The organism is Haloarcula sp. CBA1129, from assembly GCF_008729015.1.
In the GTDB taxonomy this organism is placed as follows: Archaea; Halobacteriota; Halobacteria; order Halobacteriales; family Haloarculaceae; genus Haloarcula.
The window spans coordinates 1,917,783-1,934,526 of record NZ_RKSM01000001.1 but is presented as its reverse complement, the minus strand read 5'-3'; the positions used below and the strand labels follow the sequence as shown (position 1 = coordinate 1,934,526).

Here is a 16,744-nt window from a genome sequence, read left to right as displayed (position 1 = left end):
ATTGGTGACTGAAAAGGCGATTGTGGCTATACAGATACAGTCTGCCGGACTGGTCACTAATAGTATAGCGCCGGGATCAGCTATCGCCGAACACGAGTTCGAGCAGTTTTCGCTCGCTGACGCGAAGATGCCGATTGACCGTCGGCTGTGACACGTCCAGACTGGACGCGATCTCCTGACCGGTCGTCTCCCGGGGCCAGTCGAAAAAGCCACTCAGATACGCTGTCTGGAGCACTTCGAGCTGTCTGTCGGTGAGTTGCTCTTCCAGTGCCGACCGGACCGTCCCGTCTCTCTGACCGTCGGACTGTGAGCCGTCACGGCGCGCGATCAGTGCGACGTTGGCGTAGCGTTCGCCGAGCTGTTCGACGAACTGCCGGACATCGGTTTCACCCGAGACGACAACGGTCACCGTGAGTCCGCCCGTCGACGTTCGGATCGATTTCAACCGCCCGCCCTGTTCCAGTAGCGTCTCCGCGACGGTCTGGCCCGTCACGACGACTTCGTAAAGCCCGTCGGACTGGTCGGTCGAAATCGCTCGTGCTGTGTCAACACGAGCCATCGACAGCATCTGCTCCTCGACGACAGTCGGGTCACAGTCCGAGATCGCGAGGAAGAGACGGATCGCCCCGTCGCTGCGCTGTACGGCTCCCTCACAGACGACCTGTACGCCGACCCGATCTGAGAGCTGTGTCAGGAACGACTGTGGGGCTGACAGTGATAGTTCAAGTTCGACGGTTCCGTCGCCGGCCCGTCGCTGTCGGGACTCGACCTCCCGTATCGCGTTCGCGATGGTCTCACCGAGTTCGGCGAACACCTCCTGCAGCATCTCGTCGAACCCGTTTTCCTGCTCGGCGTACACTGTCAGGACCCCGTAGACGAAGTCGTCGTATTCGAGTGGGATACTGAGCGCTGACTGGAACTCGCGAGACAGCGCTTCCGTCCGCCAGTGGTCTCCCCGGAGGTTGTCTGCCACTGACGGGATGATAGTCATTGCTTCGGACTGGGCAGTCTGGACGGCCGGCGGCCCCCCGTCGCGCTCCAGCGACAGCGAGATGGCGTCCAGATAGCTAGCGGTGTCACCCGCCCACGCTCTGGGCACGAGTTCCGTCGCATCCTGTCGGCCGAGCCAAGCGAAGGAGAACCACTGTGATTCGGCCAACTGGTCACACACCGCCTGCTCGATTTCCTCGGTGGTCTCCGCGTCGACGAGCACCTGATCGATCCGGCGGATAATCGCGTTGACCTGCTTGAGCCGTCGCAGCTCACGGTTCTGTTCGCGGCGCTCGGCCTCGCGCTCGCGGAGCGTCGTCTCGCGGTCGACGCGCGCAAGCGCGGCTTCCGCGCTGGCAGCGAGCAGGTCAACCATCTCGCGCGTTCTGGCGTCGCTGTGTTGCTCGCCCAGTTCGATGTAGAACACGCCGTGGTCTTCGAGCGGGAGACAGAGTCGCTTCGCGTCCACCGTGACCGGGCCCACCCCGAGGTCGATACTCTCTCCCGGGGCGACCTCGACGGCGCTGTCCTGCACGAACACGTCCCACACTGTGCTGTCCCCCGGCCCGATTGACGAACTCCGGTTCTCCCCGGCGTCGCCGACGCTATGGAGAGTGTTGTCGCTTCGGTCGAACAGGTAAATCCCCACGTCAGGGAGCTCCAGCACGTCGACGGCCGTGTCGAGTATCTGCTCTGCTACGGCAGTCTTCGTTTCCGTGTGTAACAGCTTTCGGGTCGACTCGTGTAACGCCGCGAGCGTCTCCTCGAACCGCTTCCGGTCCGAGATGTCACGAACGACGCCGACTTGCCGGTAGCTCCCGTCTTCGCGGTCGTACGTCGTGAACTTGGTCTCTATCGGGAGCGTGTCCCCGTCAGCCGTTCTGAGGTCCGTCGTCAGCGTCCCCACGTCGCGTTCACCTTCGATGAACTGCCGTGACATCTCCGCAGCGTCCTCGATGACTGATTCGTCCGCCAGCAGCGTCGCGTTCGACCCGACCAGTGTGTCCTTGTCGTAGCCGGTCATCGACTCGACGGCGCTGTTGACCGTCTGCATCGTGAACGCCTCGTCAAGCGTGTATATCCCGTCCTCGATGGTCTCGACGATGCGCTCGTACTGTTCGAGCATCTCCGTCCGCTCGTGGCGCTCGGTGATATCGTGGACGATACCAAGGTACAGCGCCTCGCCGTCCCACTGCTGGGGCTCGAAGGTAATCTCGACCCACTGGTCCGTATCACCGACGGAACACGACGACACCAGCGGTGTTCCTGGCGACTGACTGCAGTGGGTTCCGAGGTCAACATCACTCAATCCCGGGAAGAACTCAGCTATTGGGCTCCCAAACACGTCCGACGGGTCCGAGTCGAGGAGGTCACAGAGATGGTCGTTCCCGGTCTGTATCTCTCCGCTTGCGGCGGTAACGACCACTGGCTCGGGCATTCGCGCGGCGAGCGTCTCCAACAGCACAGGGGGGGACTGCTGTGCCGGCGTGTCACGTGCCGCTTGTTCGTTCTCATCCGTTCCACCGACCGGCTTCTCCATACCGTTTTACGGCACTTGCCATGGGAAAGGTTGCTTTCAGTATACGTACCAGAACGGGATAGATGTGTATTTATTAGGTGTGGATACGGCTCAGTCACTCCCGCTATGCCGGCCAGCGATCCGAACCACGTCTTCGAGGCCGGACACATCGTGGTCCGGCGTCACGTCGAGTTGAGTGTCGACCCGATGTGGGCGACGGATAAACGCCGAGTCGATGCCGGCCCGGTGTGCGGCCTCGATGTCGGATTCGTTGTCGCCGACGAACAGGGCGTCGCTGACGTCGAGGTCTGCCATCGCCCGCTCGATGTAGTACGGTCGCGGCTTCTTCCGCCGAAGACTCTCGACTGTCGGCTCCCGGGCCCAGACGGTGTCGAAGTAATGGCCGATATCGAACTGCTCGAAGGCGAAGGCGACAGTCTCACGCTGGTTCGAGGACACCACGCCCAGCGGACAGTCCAGTCGGCCGAGCACGGATACGTCGGAGTAGGGCTGTTTCTCGCCGGCCCGGATGAGCGACCGCTGAACCTCGGTCAGTGCCTCGTCACGCGCCCGGAAGAACCGCTCAGGGTCGATATCGTACTGGGTGCAGATATCGGTCAGTTCGGGCACCGTCACGCCGATACTCATCGCCTCGACGTGGGCTGCCGACGGCGACACAACACCGAGTTCCTCGAAGGCCCGGCGCGCGCCGACGTAATGTGCGTCCATGTCCGTTAGCGTCAGCAACACGCCGTCGTTGTCGAAGATGACCGATTCGTACCCCATCACACATCACGAGGGCGGACAGACGCAGAAAGGTTTCGCGTTCTCACAGCCCGAGGTCCTCGCTGCCGCTCCCGCCCTGATCGAACTGCTCCGGCGGTCGCCCGGCCTCGTCGATAACGTCGTCCGTTACGACGACCGGACAATCCACCCGGAGCGCAACCGCGATAGCATCCGAAGGGCGGGCGTCGAACACCATGTCCTTGCGCCGGTCGTCGGTGTACTGCTCCGCGTCGATCTTCCCGTAGAAGGTCCCGTCGGCCAGATCGTCAATACGGACCCGGTCGATGGCGGCCCCGAACTCCGTCACCATCTCGACCAGCAGGTCGTGGGTGAGCGGGCGCTCGAAGGGCTCGCCGGCCATCGCCAACTGCATCGACTGGGCCTGATCCTTGCTGACGAAGATGGGGACAATCTCCTCACGCGCACGGAGCAGGACGACCGGCGTGCCGCTCCCTTCCTCGCTGACGCCGACGCCGACCCCTTCGACCGTGGCATCGTATTCCATGGTCCAGCGTTGGGCTCGCGGGTATGAAAAGCTACCCCGGCAGCGGTTTCAGGGACCGATCCTGTCCGCTATTGCCTGACCGCCTCGGCCACGTCTTCGTCAACCGGACCGGCTACGCGACGCGCACGCTAGCTATCCCATCCAGCAGTCCGGTCTGGACCCGACGGAGTGGTGAGCGCACACTAAATCGGGATTAAATCGAATTAAAACAAACGAGAGAACACTCAATTCGGACAAATTCGACTTAATTCGCACTTCCCGCTATCCCCCTTCATATGCCACTGGGCCAGAGAGAGGAGCGGAGGCAACGACCACAATGAAACTCACTACGATTGCCGGCGGCCTGCTTGCCGTGCTCGTCATCACGGGCTCGGCGGCGGCACTGCCCGGCGCAGCAAGCGCACAGGCCGATGACCATGCGGACAACGCACAGGCGGACAACGCAGCCGAGCAGGCAGCGAACGAAACAGCGAACGCAGGCGAGAACGAATCGGGTGCCGCCGCTGAGGCGGCTGACCGTCGTGGCCCACCCGCTGACGGTGGCGAAGCAGGCGACCAGCGCGGCCCGCCGTCGGACCTCCCCGAGCAGGTCCCTGACTTCGTCAGCGAGATCCACACCCTCATCGGGCAAAAGCAGGCTGGCAACCTCGCGGGCGATCTGGGCGCACAGATCAGCGACCTGACGCCCGGTGATGAGAGCGACGGGGCCGAGAACGAGACCGAATCGACATCTGAAGGCGCTGACGCGGAGTCCACTGGCGACGCGGATGCTGACGAGGCCGCCACTGACGAAACGGATGTGGACGACGAACAGCCCACTGCGGACGATAGCGACGACAGCGACGCGTAATCCCCTCTGACCTGACGGCTCTCCTCCGAATACTGACCAAGCGCGGTTTTTTTGCTTGCTGAACTCCGAGGGCTACCTATGGATGACACCGCCGAGTCCAGCGTCCACGCTGACGACGGAACTGGTGACCGCACGACTGCGGACCTACTTGCGGGTGACGAGGGCTCGTCGGCGTCGGAATCGTCTGGCGGCATGAACCGGAAGCGAGCCCTCATGTTCGTCGCGCCGTTTCTCGCTATCGGACTGTTCGATCTGGCCCTGCTACTTGGCTGGGGACTGGACCCGCTATGGGGGTTCATGATTCTCCCGCCGATACTGTTCGTCTCAGTGCTCGGCTGGATTGCGTTCCGAACCGGGTTCGCGAGCGACCGGACCGGGGACCCAGCCGTCGACAGTCACGACTGACGGTTCGCGGCGTCGGTAAAATACCGAGTGGCTGCCCGCCCCGTTGCGGGTCCCTATTCCTCGAACAGGTCGTCGACGGCAGCCCGGGCGGCAAGGGCGGCGTCGTCCGCAACCTGTGTCTCGTCCTGACGACTGTCGGGCGCATTGACGTACACGTCGACGTCTAGTACGCCGTCTTCGAAGGTGACAGTCACGTCGAGGTCCTCGACCGCGCCGACATCGTATCGTGAGAAGACAACGTCTTCGGCTGCGGTCGAGGCTGTCTCGACGACCTCAGCGTCTGTCGGCATCGCCTTATGCGCCGCCAGCGCCGGGGCCGCCGGCCGGACCCGCGCCGCCTGCGCCGCCGAGCATCTGCTGGAGCTCGCTCTGGAGCTCTTCGAACTGCTCCTGAACGCGCTCTTCCTGCTTTTCGAGCGTCTCGACGCGGACTTCGAGGCTGTTGACCTTCTCTTCGAGGTCATCCTGTGCCTCGTCGAACTCGGTCTTCACGAGGAGCTCGCCGACCTCGCGGTACATGGTCGAGTCCTCGTCAATGTCGTCGAGCTCGTCAAGAGCCGTCTGGGACTCTTGGAGTTCGGTCTCGGCCTGCTGTTTCTGTGCGGCGACCTGCTGTGCTGTCTGCTGAAGGTCCTGCAGTTCCTCGAGCTTCTCCTGTGCTTCAGGCGGAAGATTACCCTGCATACCTCCAGAGTTGGGAGCCGGAGTGTTAAACCCATGCATCTAGCTCCGGGCGTGGGTGACAGCACCCTGACTGTCTCAGGCTCTGTAGCGCTCGAAACCGAGGTATATCGTCCGTCTCAACGAGGGAAGCCGACTGGAGCCCGCAGTATGAAAGCACTACGGAGAAACAGGACCGACCCGAGCTATCTGCGACATGGCTGTGTATCGGGTCAGCTCTACGCGACCTCGCCAACTGCCCGCTCGCGCAGCTCCCCGGTCAGGTGCATCCCGTGTTGATCGATGCGCCTGACGATCCGCTTTGCCTGTGTCGGTTTGAGATACTTGTCCTCGATAGCGGCCCGGACCACGACGCCGAAACTGCTCGTCACCTCCGCCCCAAGCCCCTGTGCCATCCGGCGGACAGTACGGTCCTCGGAGACGACAGCCACGGCGGAGCGGTCGTCGCTGTCACGATGGGCCAACACGCCGGCCAGCACCGTCACAGCGGCTCCGAGGTCGGCATCACCGAGCAGGGATTCTGCTTGGTCGACGTGCCCCCCATCGATGTCGGTGTCGATACCGCTCTCGCGGTACTCCGTCAGGTTTGTCGCGGTCGGTTCGATCTGGACGTCATTGATGACAGGCTCCGGAATGACGATGTCGCCGTCGAACGCGTCCAGCAGTGACAGCTCTCCCACCTGCCCCAGCGAGTACAGCCCCGTCGGCCCGACGTAGATGCGGGTCATAGCTCCGCGGCCGTGTCAGCATCGAGCTCCAGATCGGACAGCTCAAGCTGCGTCGTCAGGTTGCGTTCGCGAGCCACGTCGAGCCACTCCGCGATGGAGAGGTCCGCAAGCTGTGCGGCTTCGGCCGCCGACACGTCGCCGGACTGGTACTGCTCGACGGCGACGCGGAGCCGGAGCGTTTCCAGCCCTTCCCGGAGGGCCTTCCGAATCGTGGTCGACCGGTCCTCGGAGAGCAACTCGGCGACGTCATCCAGTTCGTCTTTCTCTTCGCTCGGGAGCCGCGCGCTGATTGTCGGCATGTTTGCACAGTCATCCGCCGTAAACGCACATCAAACTACGGGTCGGGGAACCGCCTGTCGCCCTCCTGACACTCTAGCGAGCCGTCTGGAAGCCAATCCGAACGGAAGGACCGACCACCAATCCTTAACGCCGCCGGGTCCCACGGAGAGGCAATGAGCGACGAAGCACATGCGTTCGTTCCCGGCCACATCACGGGCTTTTTTACCGTTGACCGGGGCGAGGACCCGGTCGAGACCGGCTCCCGCGGGGGCGGGCTGGCCCTGTCTGACGGCGTCGCCGTCACTGTCAGCCGCGGGGCTGAAACCGAGATAACGCTGAACGACGAGCCGATTGAGGTGGAAGCCGTCGAGCGAGTGCTGGACGCGTTGCGAACCACAGCGACTGTCACCGCCGAAACGCCGCTCCCGCTTGGGTCCGGCTTCGGCGTCTCCGGTGGGCTGGCGCTCGGCACTGCGCTGGCGGCTAACGCCGTCTTCGGCCACGGACTCTCGTACAACGAACTGGTGACCATCGCCCACGGCGCAGAGGTTCAGTCCGGCTCAGGCCTCGGCGACGTTGTCGCGCAGGCCCGCGGCGGCGTCCCGCTCCGTCTTGAACCCGGCGGGCCGCAGTTCAATTATCTCGATGCCATCCCGGCCCGCAGCCGCATCGAGTACACCACGCTCGGTGAGCTATCGACAGCGGACGTGGTCGGCGGCGATACGGAGACGCTGACGGCTGCCGGCGAGCGCGCACTCTCAACCGTCGTGAAGGAGCCGAAACTATCGACGTTCGTGCAGGCCTCCCGGCAGTTCTCCCGTGAGGCGGACCTGCTGACGCCGGAGGTGAAAGGAGTCATCGACGACGTGACCGAAGCCGGCGGAGACGCCGCGATGGCGATGCTCGGCGAAACGGTGTTCGCGCTCGGGACTGGCCTCTCCGATGCGGGGTACGACGCTGCTGTCTGTGCCATCTACCCACCCGGTGCGACCATCGAAGACGAGGACTGAGCCTGCTACTGCTAGGACGCGAACCGGCCTCCTTATCCGCACGGACCCGTAGCCTCAGCTATGGACTGTCGGCAGTGCGCCACGCCGCTTGACCGACCGGGCGACTACTGTCTGGTCTGTCACACTGCCAACACGGACGCCGTCGTCCTCGAACTCGACCGCGAGCGAGCGACGGTGACATCGCTGCTCGACGGCTCGGTCGTGGGCCAGCGCACGGTGACGACGACGCCGGAGGGTGAGGGGAGCGACGAAACCGTCGTCGTCGAGCTTCGCAACTTCGCCGGCCTCGTCGCAGACGAAGTCCGGCGCAAGCGGCCCGAAGAGGTGTACGTCACGGGCGACCGCGATGTCATCGCCGCCGTCCGCCCGCAACTGCACTACGAGTTCTTTCGTGTCGAGGGTGACGACCCGGTTCAGCGGGTCATCGACCGACAGGGCGAGCCCGCGCTGGAAGTGGTCGACGCCGCGCCGGCGGAGAAACTTGGCGGGAGCCACTCGACGCTCATCGGCGGCCGGTCGGGCCAGCGCGTCATTCAGACCGTCGCCGGCCATCCCCACGTCAAGAAGGTCATCCCCGGCCCCATCGACGCCGGTGGCGCGAGTTCGCCGACAGGTGTTCGCGCGAAGGCGACCCGCGCCGACGCCAACGGCAACGTCCGGGTGCTCATCCGTGACGGCTCCAGCGTGCAAGAGAACCGCGTCGTCACGACGGCCGGTGACCGCGAACTCGGTGAACACGTCCGAGCCGACCTGAATGAGGCGCTCAGAGAAGCTGAACTGCAAGAGTAGTGCTCGCTTCGGGACCTGCGGTCACGCCACGACGACGCTGACAGCGAGCACAGCGGCGACCGCGACTCCGACGACAACAGTCCGGCGAATCGCCGGCAAAGCCGTTCGCACGTCGAGGAACATCGGGAGCGCATGGAGCACGGCGAGCGCCAGATAGCCCGTCGGAGCGATCAGCGGAAACGCTACGGCTCCGACAGCGAGCAGACAGAGGCCGACGACGCCTGCACCGAGGTAGCCGCGGCCGCGCGCAGGCTGGCCGGCCCCTTCGAGGACGCCGCCGGTCCAGCAGTAGCCGACGGCCGTTGCACCGACCCACGCGTGCCAGAACGCCAGTCGCTCGGGGACGATATCGAGGAGGCCGCCGACTGTCAGCGCAGTCGCGGTAGTGTTGACTGCTCCCCAAGCAAACATTGCGTCGGAAAAGCGGACCGAGTCCGGTGCGTGCAGGACCGTCAGTCCGACGAAACCGCTGATAAGAACGGCCCACAGCACCGCCGCCAGCAGCGCGGTATCGACGTGGTCCAGCCGGGCTATTGCCTGCGTGCCGCCCCAGCCGACCAGCCCGGCCGCCGCGCCCGAGAGGAGGAATTCCGAGGCCGTAAGCCGCCCGCTCGTGGCTGGTACGACCCGCTGGAGGCGACTTCGGAGTCCGTCGAACGCTGCCATCGACCGATTGTTTGCCCGCCGGCCTATTGAGTGGTTCCTAGGCTAGCTCCGCGGCCAGCAGGAGGATGCTGGGGGCGACGAGCAGGACGACGCCGACGAGTATCAGCACTCCCGGCACCACGAGCAGTCCCATGTCTGTGAACAGCCACAGACCGAGCCCGCCCAGCAGTGCGACGAGACCGACAAGTCGCACGAGCCACGTAACGATACCCTCGAACCCGGAGTCCGCGACGAAGTCGACGACATCGAGTATCTCGTCCATGTCGGTCGGCCGTTGCTGGCGGCGTGGATTAAACCCCTGTGGCCGTCGGCCGACCGGACCGCATCTCGAAGGCCTTATGTGGCCGCTCGGCGGACAACAGACCACTATGGCTAGCAAGAGCGGAAAGACCGGCAGCTCGGGCCGTTTCGGCGCTCGCTACGGTCGCGTGTCCCGACGCCGCGTCGCGGAGATCGAATCGGAGATGAACGAGGACCACGCCTGTCCGAACTGCGGCGAAGACCGCGTCGACCGTCAGGGCACGGGCATCTGGCAGTGCAGCTACTGTGACTACAAGTTCACCGGCGGCAGCTACAAGCCGGAAACGCCCGGCGGCAAGACCGTTCGACGCTCCATTCGGGCCGCACTGTCCGAAGACGAGGAGTAAAGGACCTCCGTTCCTATCTCTCAACTATGAGCTACAAGTGTTCACGCTGTAAGCGCGACGTGACGCTGGACGAGTACGGCGGCGTTCGCTGTCCGTACTGCGGACACCGCGTCCTGCTGAAGGAGCGGTCGCCCGACGTCAAAGAGATCAACGTCAACTGAGGCTGTCGGTGACGCGGCCGATAGTCGATAACCGGCTGTGCCACGTTGAAACGGCTTTTCTGGGGCAGTCCCGTGACCGATGCGATGACGCCCCATCCCGAACAGGATAACTGTGTCACACCAGACCCACCTCACCGCCGAGTACGACAGCGCTGACCGCGCTCGCGCAATCGAACGGAGTATCCGTCCCGAAATCGACGATATCGAGGGAGACCGGACGACGGCGCGCCTCAGTCGGGACGGACAGCGGGTCGAACTCACGGTTGAGGCGGCCGATCTCGTTGCACTGCGGGCCGGCATCAACACATGGCTGACGCTACGTGGCGTTGCCGAGGACTCTTTCGCGAGACCGCAGTGAGGAAAGCGGTGCGGCAGCCGAGCGTTACTGTCGGTAGCGGTCCGGGACGTGGGCCCCGATCGACTCGGGGAGGTTGCCGAACACGACCGGAGCAAGGGTTGCCAACCGACGACGGAGGAGTCCGTACGTCGCGCCGGTGACGAGGGCCGCGCCGACGACCCACTGAAACGGGCCGTCCAGAACGACGAACAACGGCCCACCCACAACCACCATCAGCCCCACATCCGCGGGCGAACCATCGTACTGTATCCATCGCTTCGGCGACCGCCATTGCCCGCGGACGTGGTCGTACACGGCACGTTCGGATGTCGCCTCCCACGGGCGGAGTTCGAGGCCGCCGCCGTACCGGTCCATCCGGCAGTGGAGGGCAGCGCCCATCAACGCGAAAGTGAGCGCAATGAGCAGTGGTGTCTGGAGGACAGCAGCGAACCCAGCAGTCGGGAGAGCCGCGAGCGTGTACCAACTGGGATAGTGCAATGTGCGCCGATGACCCGAGTATAGGTCGAGATCGGGCAGGACGCCACCGACGAGGCCGCCAGCGAGCGCCGCCGCGGCGTGGTCTGGCGCAAGAACGAGCAGCGGTGCTGCGATGGCAAGCCCCGCTATCGCATGTGTCGGCAGCATCATATACCTGTACAAGGGCCCGGAGCCGGTATAAACACGTCGCTGGGTTTATTCTCCGTCGTATCCCAGTCCACTCCAATGAGCGATGGTTCCGGCCGTCCCGACAGTAGTCTCGGGACTATCGATCTCGATAACACGTTCGAAAAGCTCTTTCGCGACGGGCGAACCAACGCACTCATCGCGTGGGTGCTCGTCGCGATTCTCACGGCCGTGTTAGTCGAGAGCGTCCTCGATATCGACTACCAGTGGATACTGCTCGTCGGTGTCGTGGGCGCTGTCGTGCTTGTCCCTCCAGTCGCCTACCGCGAGTGGCGCGTCATGCTGCCGTGGGAACTGCTCTTTCTCGCCTGCCTGCCGATTCTGGTCCGCGGCCTCGTCGGGGGGACGGTCGGAACCTTTGCCACATATCTCTCGCTGGCAGCGCTGTCGCTACTCGTCATCGTGGAGCTGGATATGTTCACTCAACTGGAAGTCACGCACTGGTTTGCCGTCTGCCTCGTTGTCCTGACGACACTCGCTGCAGTGGCGGCTTGGACGGTGTTCCGGTGGAACGCCGACCGGTTTCTCGGGACAACGTATCTCACGACCAACGAGGCGCTGATGACCGAGTGGCTGTACGTTACCCTCGCTGGCCTCGTCGCAGGTGTGTTGTTCGATGGCTACTTCAGACGCCGGGACCGCCGCCTCTGGCGTGGTATTCGACGGATGGTGCGGCGATGAGCCTGCCCCGACCGTCGATGCGGAACCAGCGACGGATCACTCGTGCGATGCAACTCGTCTTGCTCGCGCTGGTCGGATACGGCATCGTTGCCGGCCAGCCGAAGCCGATAACGAACGGCGGTGTCGGTCTGCTTGTGACGTTTCTTCCGGCGGTGATGCGGCGAAACTACAATCTGGCTCTGGATCCGTGGCTCGCCCTCTGGATCACGACCGCGGTGTTTCTGCACACGCTCGGTTCGGCCGGGCTCTACGGACAGATCGACTGGTGGGACCACCTCACCCACGCGATGTCAGCCTCGCTCATCGCCGCGTTCGGGTACACGACGGCCCGGACGATCGACCTCCACAACGATTCGATTCACATCCCCCAGCGCGTCTTCTTCGTGTACATCTTCGTCGTCGTGCTCTCCTTCGGGGTGATCTGGGAACTGTTCGAGTTCGCGCTCGATATCGTCGCTACCGAAACGGGTATCACGATGCCGCTGGCACAACACGGCCTCGACGACACGGTCCGAGATACGATGTTCAATTCGCTCGGGGCGCTTCTGGTCGCGGCATTCGGACAGGCCCACCTCACTGATGTCGCCGAAACCCTTCGGGAGCGACTGTTCGTTGTGGACTGACACCGGCCCCGCTGCCGAGATGGTCGCTATCGAGGGTGTGATGACGGAACACAGTACGTCCTCAGCCCGGCGTTTTCTGTCCGAGAGGCCACGACAGGGACCGTGTTGCCCCAGTCGCTCACCCATCGTGGCCGCTAACTATGTGATTTCGTTGTCTGGTAACTGCTGTCGCCGCCGAACTGTTATTACCCCTCAGTAAAGTGGTTGAACAGCATACCAGAGTGATGCTCGGAAACGACCTCGACGACGTCGCGTTTGCGGGAGCGAGACAGGCCGGCACTGCCAGTCGAAAAATCGAAGTGGTGTATCTCGATTCCGACGCGGCGGCACGAGAGCGGATACACGAGGAGCTTGCGGACCACCACGCCGATATAACGGCGACGAGCGTGGCAACGACAGAAGCCGCATTAGAAGCCGCCGCATCGATGGAGGTCTCTTGTCTTGTCCTCGACCCGTCTGGACTGGGCGACATCCCGGACTCGCTGGTGTCAAACGACCGCTACCCGGTCGTCCTCTACACCGACGCCGCGACGCCGGACAGCGTTGCGACTGTCTTCGACGACGCGGAGACAGTCGTCAGGAAACGGGGGGACGAACAGCTGACGTTTCTGGCGGAGAAGATTGTCAGCGTCGTGTCGGCGTCGGCTGATCGGACTGAGTCTGCGCTACAGGAAGCGGTATCCGGAATCGAATCGCGTACTGAAGCGAACGAGATCGCGGTTCTTCTGGCAGAGAACGGGACGGTACAGTGGTCGAGCGAAGCGGTGTCGACGTTCGTTCATGGTCTTGATGATACCCGCCGCGTGGAGCGATTCTACGACGCCATGAGGGCGGCACTCCCCAACACGCCCAGCGGCCGTCGGCAGTTACAGCGACTTCGGGACTCCCCAACCGAACCGGTCGCCGTCCGAATCCCGGGCAGCGAGCGCAATCAGTACCTTCTTCGACACGGGTATGAGCTACCGGACGCTGCGGGAGGACTCACGCTCGTCCTACTGCGAGACGTTACCGAAACCGCACGACGTGACGCCCGCACGGCACTGCTTGACCTCCTCATCGAGCAAGCACAGGACGGGCTCTACACGCTTGATGAACGTGGTGTCATCGACTTCTGCAACGAGTCGTTTGCGGCGAACCTCGGCTACGAACCGACCGAACTGTGTGGCAAACACGCCTCGGCAGTGCTGGCACCCGGTGAGCTCTCGACGGGGCAGGCGACTGTGGAAACGTTACTCGAAGCGTCTGAGCAGGAGAGTACAACTGTCGATCTGACGTTTTGTCGGAAAGACGGTACCGAGCGGGAGGTGTCGATCAACTACACGCTGGTTCACGACGACGGCGACTACAGCGGGCTGATCGGCGTCGCACGGGACGTTACAGAGCGAAAGCGCCGTGAGCGGGAGTATCAGGAGCTGACTGAGCGATTGAACTTCGCACTTGAGGGCGCGGAACTCGGCGTCTGGGACTGGAACCCCAAAACTAACGACGTCACCTTCGACGAGCGCTGGACCGGGATGCTCGGCTACGCTAGGGACGAACTGGAGCCACACTACGAGACGTGGGCCGACCTCGTCCACCCAGACGACCTCGACCGAGCGGAACAGGCGCTCGGGAAACTGAAGTCCGGAGAAACTGACCTGTACCAGTGCGAATTCCGAATGCGGACGAAAGACGGGGACTGGCGATGGATTCGGGATATCGGCAAGGTGTTCGAGTGGAACGACGACGGCGAGGCGATTCGGGCCGTCGGAATCCACCAAGACATCACCGAAGAACGGAGACGGCAGGACGCAATCGAACGACAGCGCGACGAACTGGCGACACTCAACGGGGTCAACATGCTCATACAGGACCTCATTCACGCTTTGGGTGGTGCTGCGACTCGCCACGAGACCGTAGAGACGGTGTGTGAGCGCATCGTCGAATCCGACCGCTGCGAGCTAGCGTGGATCGGCGAGCGAGCCGGTGCGAACGACAGGCTCGTGCCGAAAACAGTAGCGGGCGATACTGATGTCGTTCTTGACGACCTACTCGTTCATGACGAGAACGACCAAGTGCTGTGTGAAACTGCCCTCGTGACAGGGACGGTCCAGACGATACAGGACTGCAGCGACCCGACCGAGTTCAAGCAGTGTGGGGCCGCTGCTCGTACACAGGGATTCAAATCCGCCGCAGCGATTCCGCTGGTCCAAGGAAACACCGTCCACGGCGTCCTTTGCGTGTACGCCGACCAGCCAGCGGCGTTCAGCGGCCGTGTAGCTGACAGCTTTGCTGTCCTCGGTAAGATGGTCGGGTACACGCTTGCAGCGGTCCAGAACAGGCAACTCCTGTCTGATGACACCGCAGTTGAACTGACATTCGAATCAAGATACCCCGACATACCCCTTGTCTCGGCAGCGAACGCGCACGGCTGTCGAATCGAGGTCATCGAGTCTGTCGAGACCGATCCGACACATCTCCTCTACGTCTCCGTCCACGACGGGCCGCCTGATGCAGTCGCTGCGCATCTCTGTTCGCATGCGGAGGTCCTCGATTCGCGGGTCGTCCGTGCAGACGGCGACAGCGGCGTTATCGAGTTACAGGTTACAGAAACCGTCCAGTCGCTGCTTCTAGATGTTGGGGCGCGCTGCCGGACCATGGTTGCTGTTGACGGAACGCTCGCTATTACTGTTGAGGCTCCGCCGGATGCCGACTCCAGAGCGATACAGGACGCGGTCGCCGACCGGATTCCGGACATCACGCTAACAGCAAAACAGACGTGTGAGCAAGCGACCGAGATACTTGACTCCGAAGCGGACCCACATAAGCAGCTGACTGACCGCCAGCAAGAGGTCCTGCGCACGGCCTTTCTAGCCGGGTACTACGCTTGGCCGCGAGATACGAGCGCTGAGCAACTTGCGGAGACGCTCGATATTGCGTCACCGACCCTCCTCCAGCATCTCCGGCGAGCGGAACGGAACCTCATTGACGCTATCTTTGACATCTAATAGCGTACGACAGCTATAATACTGAATTATTCGCATATGTTTCTTGAACATTACCTAGTAATCTAGGCGTGTGGTTGATGCTGCTGGCAGTGATTTATTTAGACTGCATAAATGAGCAATCAAAGGAATGCTGGGCAGCGAAGTGACCAGTGGCGTGGGATGACACCGTCGGACAGAACACTGTCTACGGCGGAGGTAGATGACGTGTTCGAGGTTCTGGCTGACTGGCGGCGGCGTGCCGTCTGCCACTACTTCGCGAGCGGTGACCAGACGGCCGCTGATGTTGCGACACTAGCATCGGCAATATCGAAGCAGGGGGACACAAGCACGGTCGAGGCTACAGACACGTCGCCCTCGACTATCCGAACACAACTCGAAGAGGAGCACTTACCGGTACTCCATCGGATCGGGCTCATCGACTACGACGAGCGAAGCGGCGCAGTGAAGTACTGGGGGTCGGCCACCGTCGAAAAGTGGGCTGACCACGCGCAGGCAGTCACCCAGCGGACCGATTTCTAGCGGACCGACGGGCCGCATCTGGGGGGATGCGGGCTGTTGGAGACAGACTGTTTTTTACTACAGCGTTCGACGGGGATGCATGGACCTCCCACCGGTCGGACTCGGCACGATGGGTATCGAGGACGAGGCTGTTGTTCGGACAGCCATCGACTGTGGCTACCGCCATCTCGACACCGCGCAAATCTACGACAACGAGAGTACTGTCGGTGCGGGCATCGCCGCCGCCGACACCGACCGGGCTGATCTGACTGTCGCGACGAAACTCTGGATCGATGCCCTCGGAGCGACCGCCGTCCGCCCGGCGACAGAGGCGAGCCTCGACCGACTCGGCCTCGACGCCGTCGATCTGCTGTACGTCCACCGTCCACGCGGCGACTACGACCCCGAAGCGACGCTGCCCGCTGTCGAGGCCGCGTGCGAGGCGGGGCTGACTGAGCACGTCGGGCTCTCGAACTTCGACCCGGGGCAGTTGACCGTCGCGCGTGACTACCTCGACACGATTGCTGCACATCAGGTCGAATTTCATCCGCTGTTCTGGCGCAAATCACTGCTCGCTGACGCCCAGAGACACGGCTACCCGCTGGTCGCGTACGCACCACTGGCCGGCGGTCGCGTGTTCGAAGAACCGACCATCGTCGACATCGCTGACCAGCACGAGACATCGCCGGCTGCCGTCAGCATCGCTTGGGTGACCAGCTACGAGAGCGTTGTCACGATTCCGAAGGCGTCCTCCCGGTCCCATCTCAAAGCCAACCTCGCCGCTGCCGACATAGAGCTGACCGACGCTGAGATTGCGCGCATCGAAGCCATCGAGCGTGAAGAAGAGCTGTTCCCCGAGTGAGTCCACTCTGGGACCGTGAGCTGTTGCCCGCCTCTCATGTCAGTATCTGGAGGGTG

At 63.1% G+C, this 16,744-nt stretch carries 22 protein-coding genes; 12 read left to right on the top strand and 10 right to left on the bottom strand.

Features of this window, described 5'->3' with window-relative positions:
* Positions 1-76: 76 nt before the first annotated feature.
* The 3 genes from Har1129_RS09630 to Har1129_RS09620 form a co-directional block, all read right to left on the bottom strand.
* The gene (locus Har1129_RS09630; RefSeq protein ID WP_151100443.1) at positions 77-2,530 is read right to left on the bottom strand and encodes a bacterio-opsin activator domain-containing protein; all 2,454 of its coding nucleotides are present in this window, start codon (positions 2,528-2,530) and stop codon (positions 77-79) included.
* Positions 2,531-2,620: 90 nt separating this feature from the next.
* Complete coding sequence (locus Har1129_RS09625) at positions 2,621-3,295, bottom strand: HAD family hydrolase (RefSeq protein WP_151100442.1); 675 nt, start codon at positions 3,293-3,295, stop codon at positions 2,621-2,623.
* 43 nt (positions 3,296-3,338) lie between these two features.
* Complete coding sequence (locus Har1129_RS09620; protein WP_151100441.1) at positions 3,339-3,800, bottom strand: bifunctional nuclease family protein; 462 nt, start codon at positions 3,798-3,800, stop codon at positions 3,339-3,341.
* A gap of 316 nt (positions 3,801-4,116) precedes the next feature.
* On the opposite strand from Har1129_RS09620, the gene Har1129_RS09615 reads away from it, so the two are divergent.
* Positions 4,117-4,650: a hypothetical protein gene (locus tag Har1129_RS09615; RefSeq protein ID WP_151100440.1), complete on the top strand. Its 534-nt coding sequence runs from the start codon at positions 4,117-4,119 to the stop codon at positions 4,648-4,650.
* 78 nt (positions 4,651-4,728) lie between these two features.
* Positions 4,729-5,055 (top strand): hypothetical protein, encoded by a 327-nt coding sequence (locus tag Har1129_RS09610; RefSeq protein WP_151100439.1) that lies wholly within the window; start codon positions 4,729-4,731, stop codon positions 5,053-5,055.
* Positions 5,056-5,108: 53 nt separating this feature from the next.
* Here the strand turns inward: Har1129_RS09610 and Har1129_RS09605 are convergent, their stop codons facing one another.
* The 4 genes from Har1129_RS09605 to Har1129_RS09590 all read right to left on the bottom strand — a co-directional run bounded on the left by Har1129_RS09605 (position 5,109) and on the right by Har1129_RS09590 (position 6,763).
* A complete protein-coding gene (locus Har1129_RS09605; protein ID WP_151100438.1) occupies positions 5,109-5,345 on the bottom strand; it encodes a DUF3194 domain-containing protein in 237 nt (78 codons plus the stop codon).
* Between the two features lie 4 nt (positions 5,346-5,349).
* A complete protein-coding gene (locus Har1129_RS09600) occupies positions 5,350-5,739 on the bottom strand; it encodes a prefoldin subunit beta (protein ID WP_004591484.1) in 390 nt (129 codons plus the stop codon).
* 215 nt (positions 5,740-5,954) lie between these two features.
* A complete protein-coding gene (locus tag Har1129_RS09595; RefSeq protein ID WP_151100437.1) occupies positions 5,955-6,464 on the bottom strand; it encodes a hypothetical protein in 510 nt (169 codons plus the stop codon).
* Positions 6,461-6,763 carry a UPF0175 family protein gene (locus tag Har1129_RS09590; RefSeq protein WP_004517029.1) on the bottom strand — a complete coding sequence of 101 codons (303 nt, stop codon included), beginning with the start codon at positions 6,761-6,763 and terminating at the stop codon, positions 6,461-6,463. Before Har1129_RS09590 ends, Har1129_RS09595 begins: the two co-directional genes overlap by 4 nt.
* A 153-nt stretch (positions 6,764-6,916) precedes the next feature.
* Between Har1129_RS09590 and Har1129_RS09585 the strand changes: the two genes are divergently transcribed.
* Together Har1129_RS09585 and Har1129_RS09580 are read left to right on the top strand one after the other, a co-directional pair.
* Positions 6,917-7,753 (top strand): pantoate kinase, encoded by an 837-nt coding sequence (locus Har1129_RS09585; RefSeq protein ID WP_151100436.1) that lies wholly within the window; start codon positions 6,917-6,919, stop codon positions 7,751-7,753.
* A gap of 60 nt (positions 7,754-7,813) precedes the next feature.
* A complete protein-coding gene (locus Har1129_RS09580) occupies positions 7,814-8,542 on the top strand; it encodes a DUF2103 domain-containing protein (RefSeq protein ID WP_011223779.1) in 729 nt (242 codons plus the stop codon).
* A gap of 21 nt (positions 8,543-8,563) precedes the next feature.
* On the opposite strand, the gene Har1129_RS09575 is transcribed toward Har1129_RS09580, so the two are convergent.
* Complete coding sequence (locus Har1129_RS09575) at positions 8,564-9,208, bottom strand: hypothetical protein (protein WP_151100435.1); 645 nt, start codon at positions 9,206-9,208, stop codon at positions 8,564-8,566.
* A 37-nt stretch (positions 9,209-9,245) separates the two neighbouring features.
* Entirely contained in the window at positions 9,246-9,470 is a 225-nt protein-coding gene (locus Har1129_RS09570; RefSeq protein ID WP_151100434.1) for a hypothetical protein, read from the bottom strand.
* Between the two features lie 76 nt (positions 9,471-9,546).
* On the opposite strand from Har1129_RS09570, the gene Har1129_RS09565 reads away from it, so the two are divergent.
* The 3 genes from Har1129_RS09565 to Har1129_RS09555 all read left to right on the top strand — a co-directional run bounded on the left by Har1129_RS09565 (position 9,547) and on the right by Har1129_RS09555 (position 10,374).
* Positions 9,547-9,855, top strand: coding sequence for a 50S ribosomal protein L37ae (locus Har1129_RS09565; protein ID WP_004591489.1), 309 nt, complete (start codon positions 9,547-9,549; stop codon positions 9,853-9,855).
* 26 nt (positions 9,856-9,881) lie between these two features.
* Positions 9,882-10,016, top strand: a complete 135-nt coding sequence (locus Har1129_RS09560; RefSeq protein WP_004517024.1) for a DNA-directed RNA polymerase subunit P — start codon at positions 9,882-9,884, stop codon at positions 10,014-10,016.
* Between the two features lie 106 nt (positions 10,017-10,122).
* Positions 10,123-10,374 (top strand): KEOPS complex subunit Pcc1, encoded by a 252-nt coding sequence (locus Har1129_RS09555; RefSeq protein WP_151100433.1) that lies wholly within the window; start codon positions 10,123-10,125, stop codon positions 10,372-10,374.
* 24 nt (positions 10,375-10,398) lie between these two features.
* Here Har1129_RS09555 and Har1129_RS09550 read toward each other — a convergent pair whose 3' ends face one another.
* On the bottom strand, positions 10,399-11,001 hold the full coding sequence (locus Har1129_RS09550) for a metal-dependent hydrolase (RefSeq protein ID WP_151100432.1): 603 nt from the start codon (positions 10,999-11,001) through the stop codon (positions 10,399-10,401).
* A 75-nt stretch (positions 11,002-11,076) separates the two neighbouring features.
* Here Har1129_RS09550 and Har1129_RS09545 point away from each other — a divergent pair, with 75 nt between their 5' ends.
* The 5 genes from Har1129_RS09545 to Har1129_RS09525 all read left to right on the top strand — a co-directional run bounded on the left by Har1129_RS09545 (position 11,077) and on the right by Har1129_RS09525 (position 16,688).
* The gene (locus tag Har1129_RS09545; protein ID WP_151100431.1) at positions 11,077-11,718 is read left to right on the top strand and encodes a hypothetical protein; all 642 of its coding nucleotides are present in this window, start codon (positions 11,077-11,079) and stop codon (positions 11,716-11,718) included.
* 17 nt (positions 11,719-11,735) lie between these two features.
* On the top strand, positions 11,736-12,341 hold the full coding sequence (locus Har1129_RS09540) for a hypothetical protein (protein WP_151102127.1): 606 nt from the start codon (positions 11,736-11,738) through the stop codon (positions 12,339-12,341).
* Positions 12,342-12,565: 224 nt separating this feature from the next.
* On the top strand, positions 12,566-15,328 hold the full coding sequence (locus Har1129_RS09535) for a PAS domain S-box protein (RefSeq protein ID WP_151100430.1): 2,763 nt from the start codon (positions 12,566-12,568) through the stop codon (positions 15,326-15,328).
* A 111-nt stretch (positions 15,329-15,439) separates the two neighbouring features.
* Positions 15,440-15,847, top strand: a complete 408-nt coding sequence (locus Har1129_RS09530) for a helix-turn-helix domain-containing protein (protein WP_225307793.1) — start codon at positions 15,440-15,442, stop codon at positions 15,845-15,847.
* 79 nt (positions 15,848-15,926) lie between these two features.
* Complete coding sequence (locus tag Har1129_RS09525; protein ID WP_151100428.1) at positions 15,927-16,688, top strand: aldo/keto reductase; 762 nt, start codon at positions 15,927-15,929, stop codon at positions 16,686-16,688.
* The last annotated feature ends 56 nt before the right edge of the window (positions 16,689-16,744 follow it).

Bases quoted from the DNA above. Each gene is read 5' to 3' on its own strand.
- Har1129_RS09585 (WP_151100436.1), top strand. From the start codon at position 6,917: ATGAGCGACGAAGCACATGCGTTCGTTCCCGGCCACATCACGGGCTTT.
- Har1129_RS09610 (WP_151100439.1), top strand. From the start codon at position 4,729: ATGGATGACACCGCCGAGTCCAGCGTCCACGCTGACGACGGAACTGGT.
- Har1129_RS09560 (WP_004517024.1), top strand. From the start codon at position 9,882: ATGAGCTACAAGTGTTCACGCTGTAAGCGCGACGTGACGCTGGACGAG.
- Har1129_RS09630 (WP_151100443.1), bottom strand. From the start codon at position 2,530: ATGGAGAAGCCGGTCGGTGGAACGGATGAGAACGAACAAGCGGCACGT.
- Har1129_RS09620 (WP_151100441.1), bottom strand. From the start codon at position 3,800: ATGGAATACGATGCCACGGTCGAAGGGGTCGGCGTCGGCGTCAGCGAG.
- Har1129_RS09550 (WP_151100432.1), bottom strand. From the start codon at position 11,001: ATGATGCTGCCGACACATGCGATAGCGGGGCTTGCCATCGCAGCACCG.
- Har1129_RS09535 (WP_151100430.1), top strand. From the start codon at position 12,566: ATGCTCGGAAACGACCTCGACGACGTCGCGTTTGCGGGAGCGAGACAG.
- Har1129_RS09570 (WP_151100434.1), bottom strand. From the start codon at position 9,470: ATGGACGAGATACTCGATGTCGTCGACTTCGTCGCGGACTCCGGGTTC.
- Har1129_RS09575 (WP_151100435.1), bottom strand. From the start codon at position 9,208: ATGGCAGCGTTCGACGGACTCCGAAGTCGCCTCCAGCGGGTCGTACCA.
- Har1129_RS09590 (WP_004517029.1), bottom strand. From the start codon at position 6,763: ATGCCGACAATCAGCGCGCGGCTCCCGAGCGAAGAGAAAGACGAACTG.
- Har1129_RS09605 (WP_151100438.1), bottom strand. From the start codon at position 5,345: ATGCCGACAGACGCTGAGGTCGTCGAGACAGCCTCGACCGCAGCCGAA.
- Har1129_RS09625 (WP_151100442.1), bottom strand. From the start codon at position 3,295: ATGGGGTACGAATCGGTCATCTTCGACAACGACGGCGTGTTGCTGACG.
- Har1129_RS09525 (WP_151100428.1), top strand. From the start codon at position 15,927: ATGGACCTCCCACCGGTCGGACTCGGCACGATGGGTATCGAGGACGAG.
- Har1129_RS09540 (WP_151102127.1), top strand. From the start codon at position 11,736: ATGCGGAACCAGCGACGGATCACTCGTGCGATGCAACTCGTCTTGCTC.
- Har1129_RS09565 (WP_004591489.1), top strand. From the start codon at position 9,547: ATGTGGCCGCTCGGCGGACAACAGACCACTATGGCTAGCAAGAGCGGA.
- Har1129_RS09595 (WP_151100437.1), bottom strand. From the start codon at position 6,464: ATGACCCGCATCTACGTCGGGCCGACGGGGCTGTACTCGCTGGGGCAG.
- Har1129_RS09600 (WP_004591484.1), bottom strand. From the start codon at position 5,739: ATGCAGGGTAATCTTCCGCCTGAAGCACAGGAGAAGCTCGAGGAACTG.
- Har1129_RS09530 (WP_225307793.1), top strand. From the start codon at position 15,440: ATGAGCAATCAAAGGAATGCTGGGCAGCGAAGTGACCAGTGGCGTGGG.
- Har1129_RS09580 (WP_011223779.1), top strand. From the start codon at position 7,814: ATGGACTGTCGGCAGTGCGCCACGCCGCTTGACCGACCGGGCGACTAC.
- Har1129_RS09615 (WP_151100440.1), top strand. From the start codon at position 4,117: ATGAAACTCACTACGATTGCCGGCGGCCTGCTTGCCGTGCTCGTCATC.
- Har1129_RS09545 (WP_151100431.1), top strand. From the start codon at position 11,077: ATGAGCGATGGTTCCGGCCGTCCCGACAGTAGTCTCGGGACTATCGAT.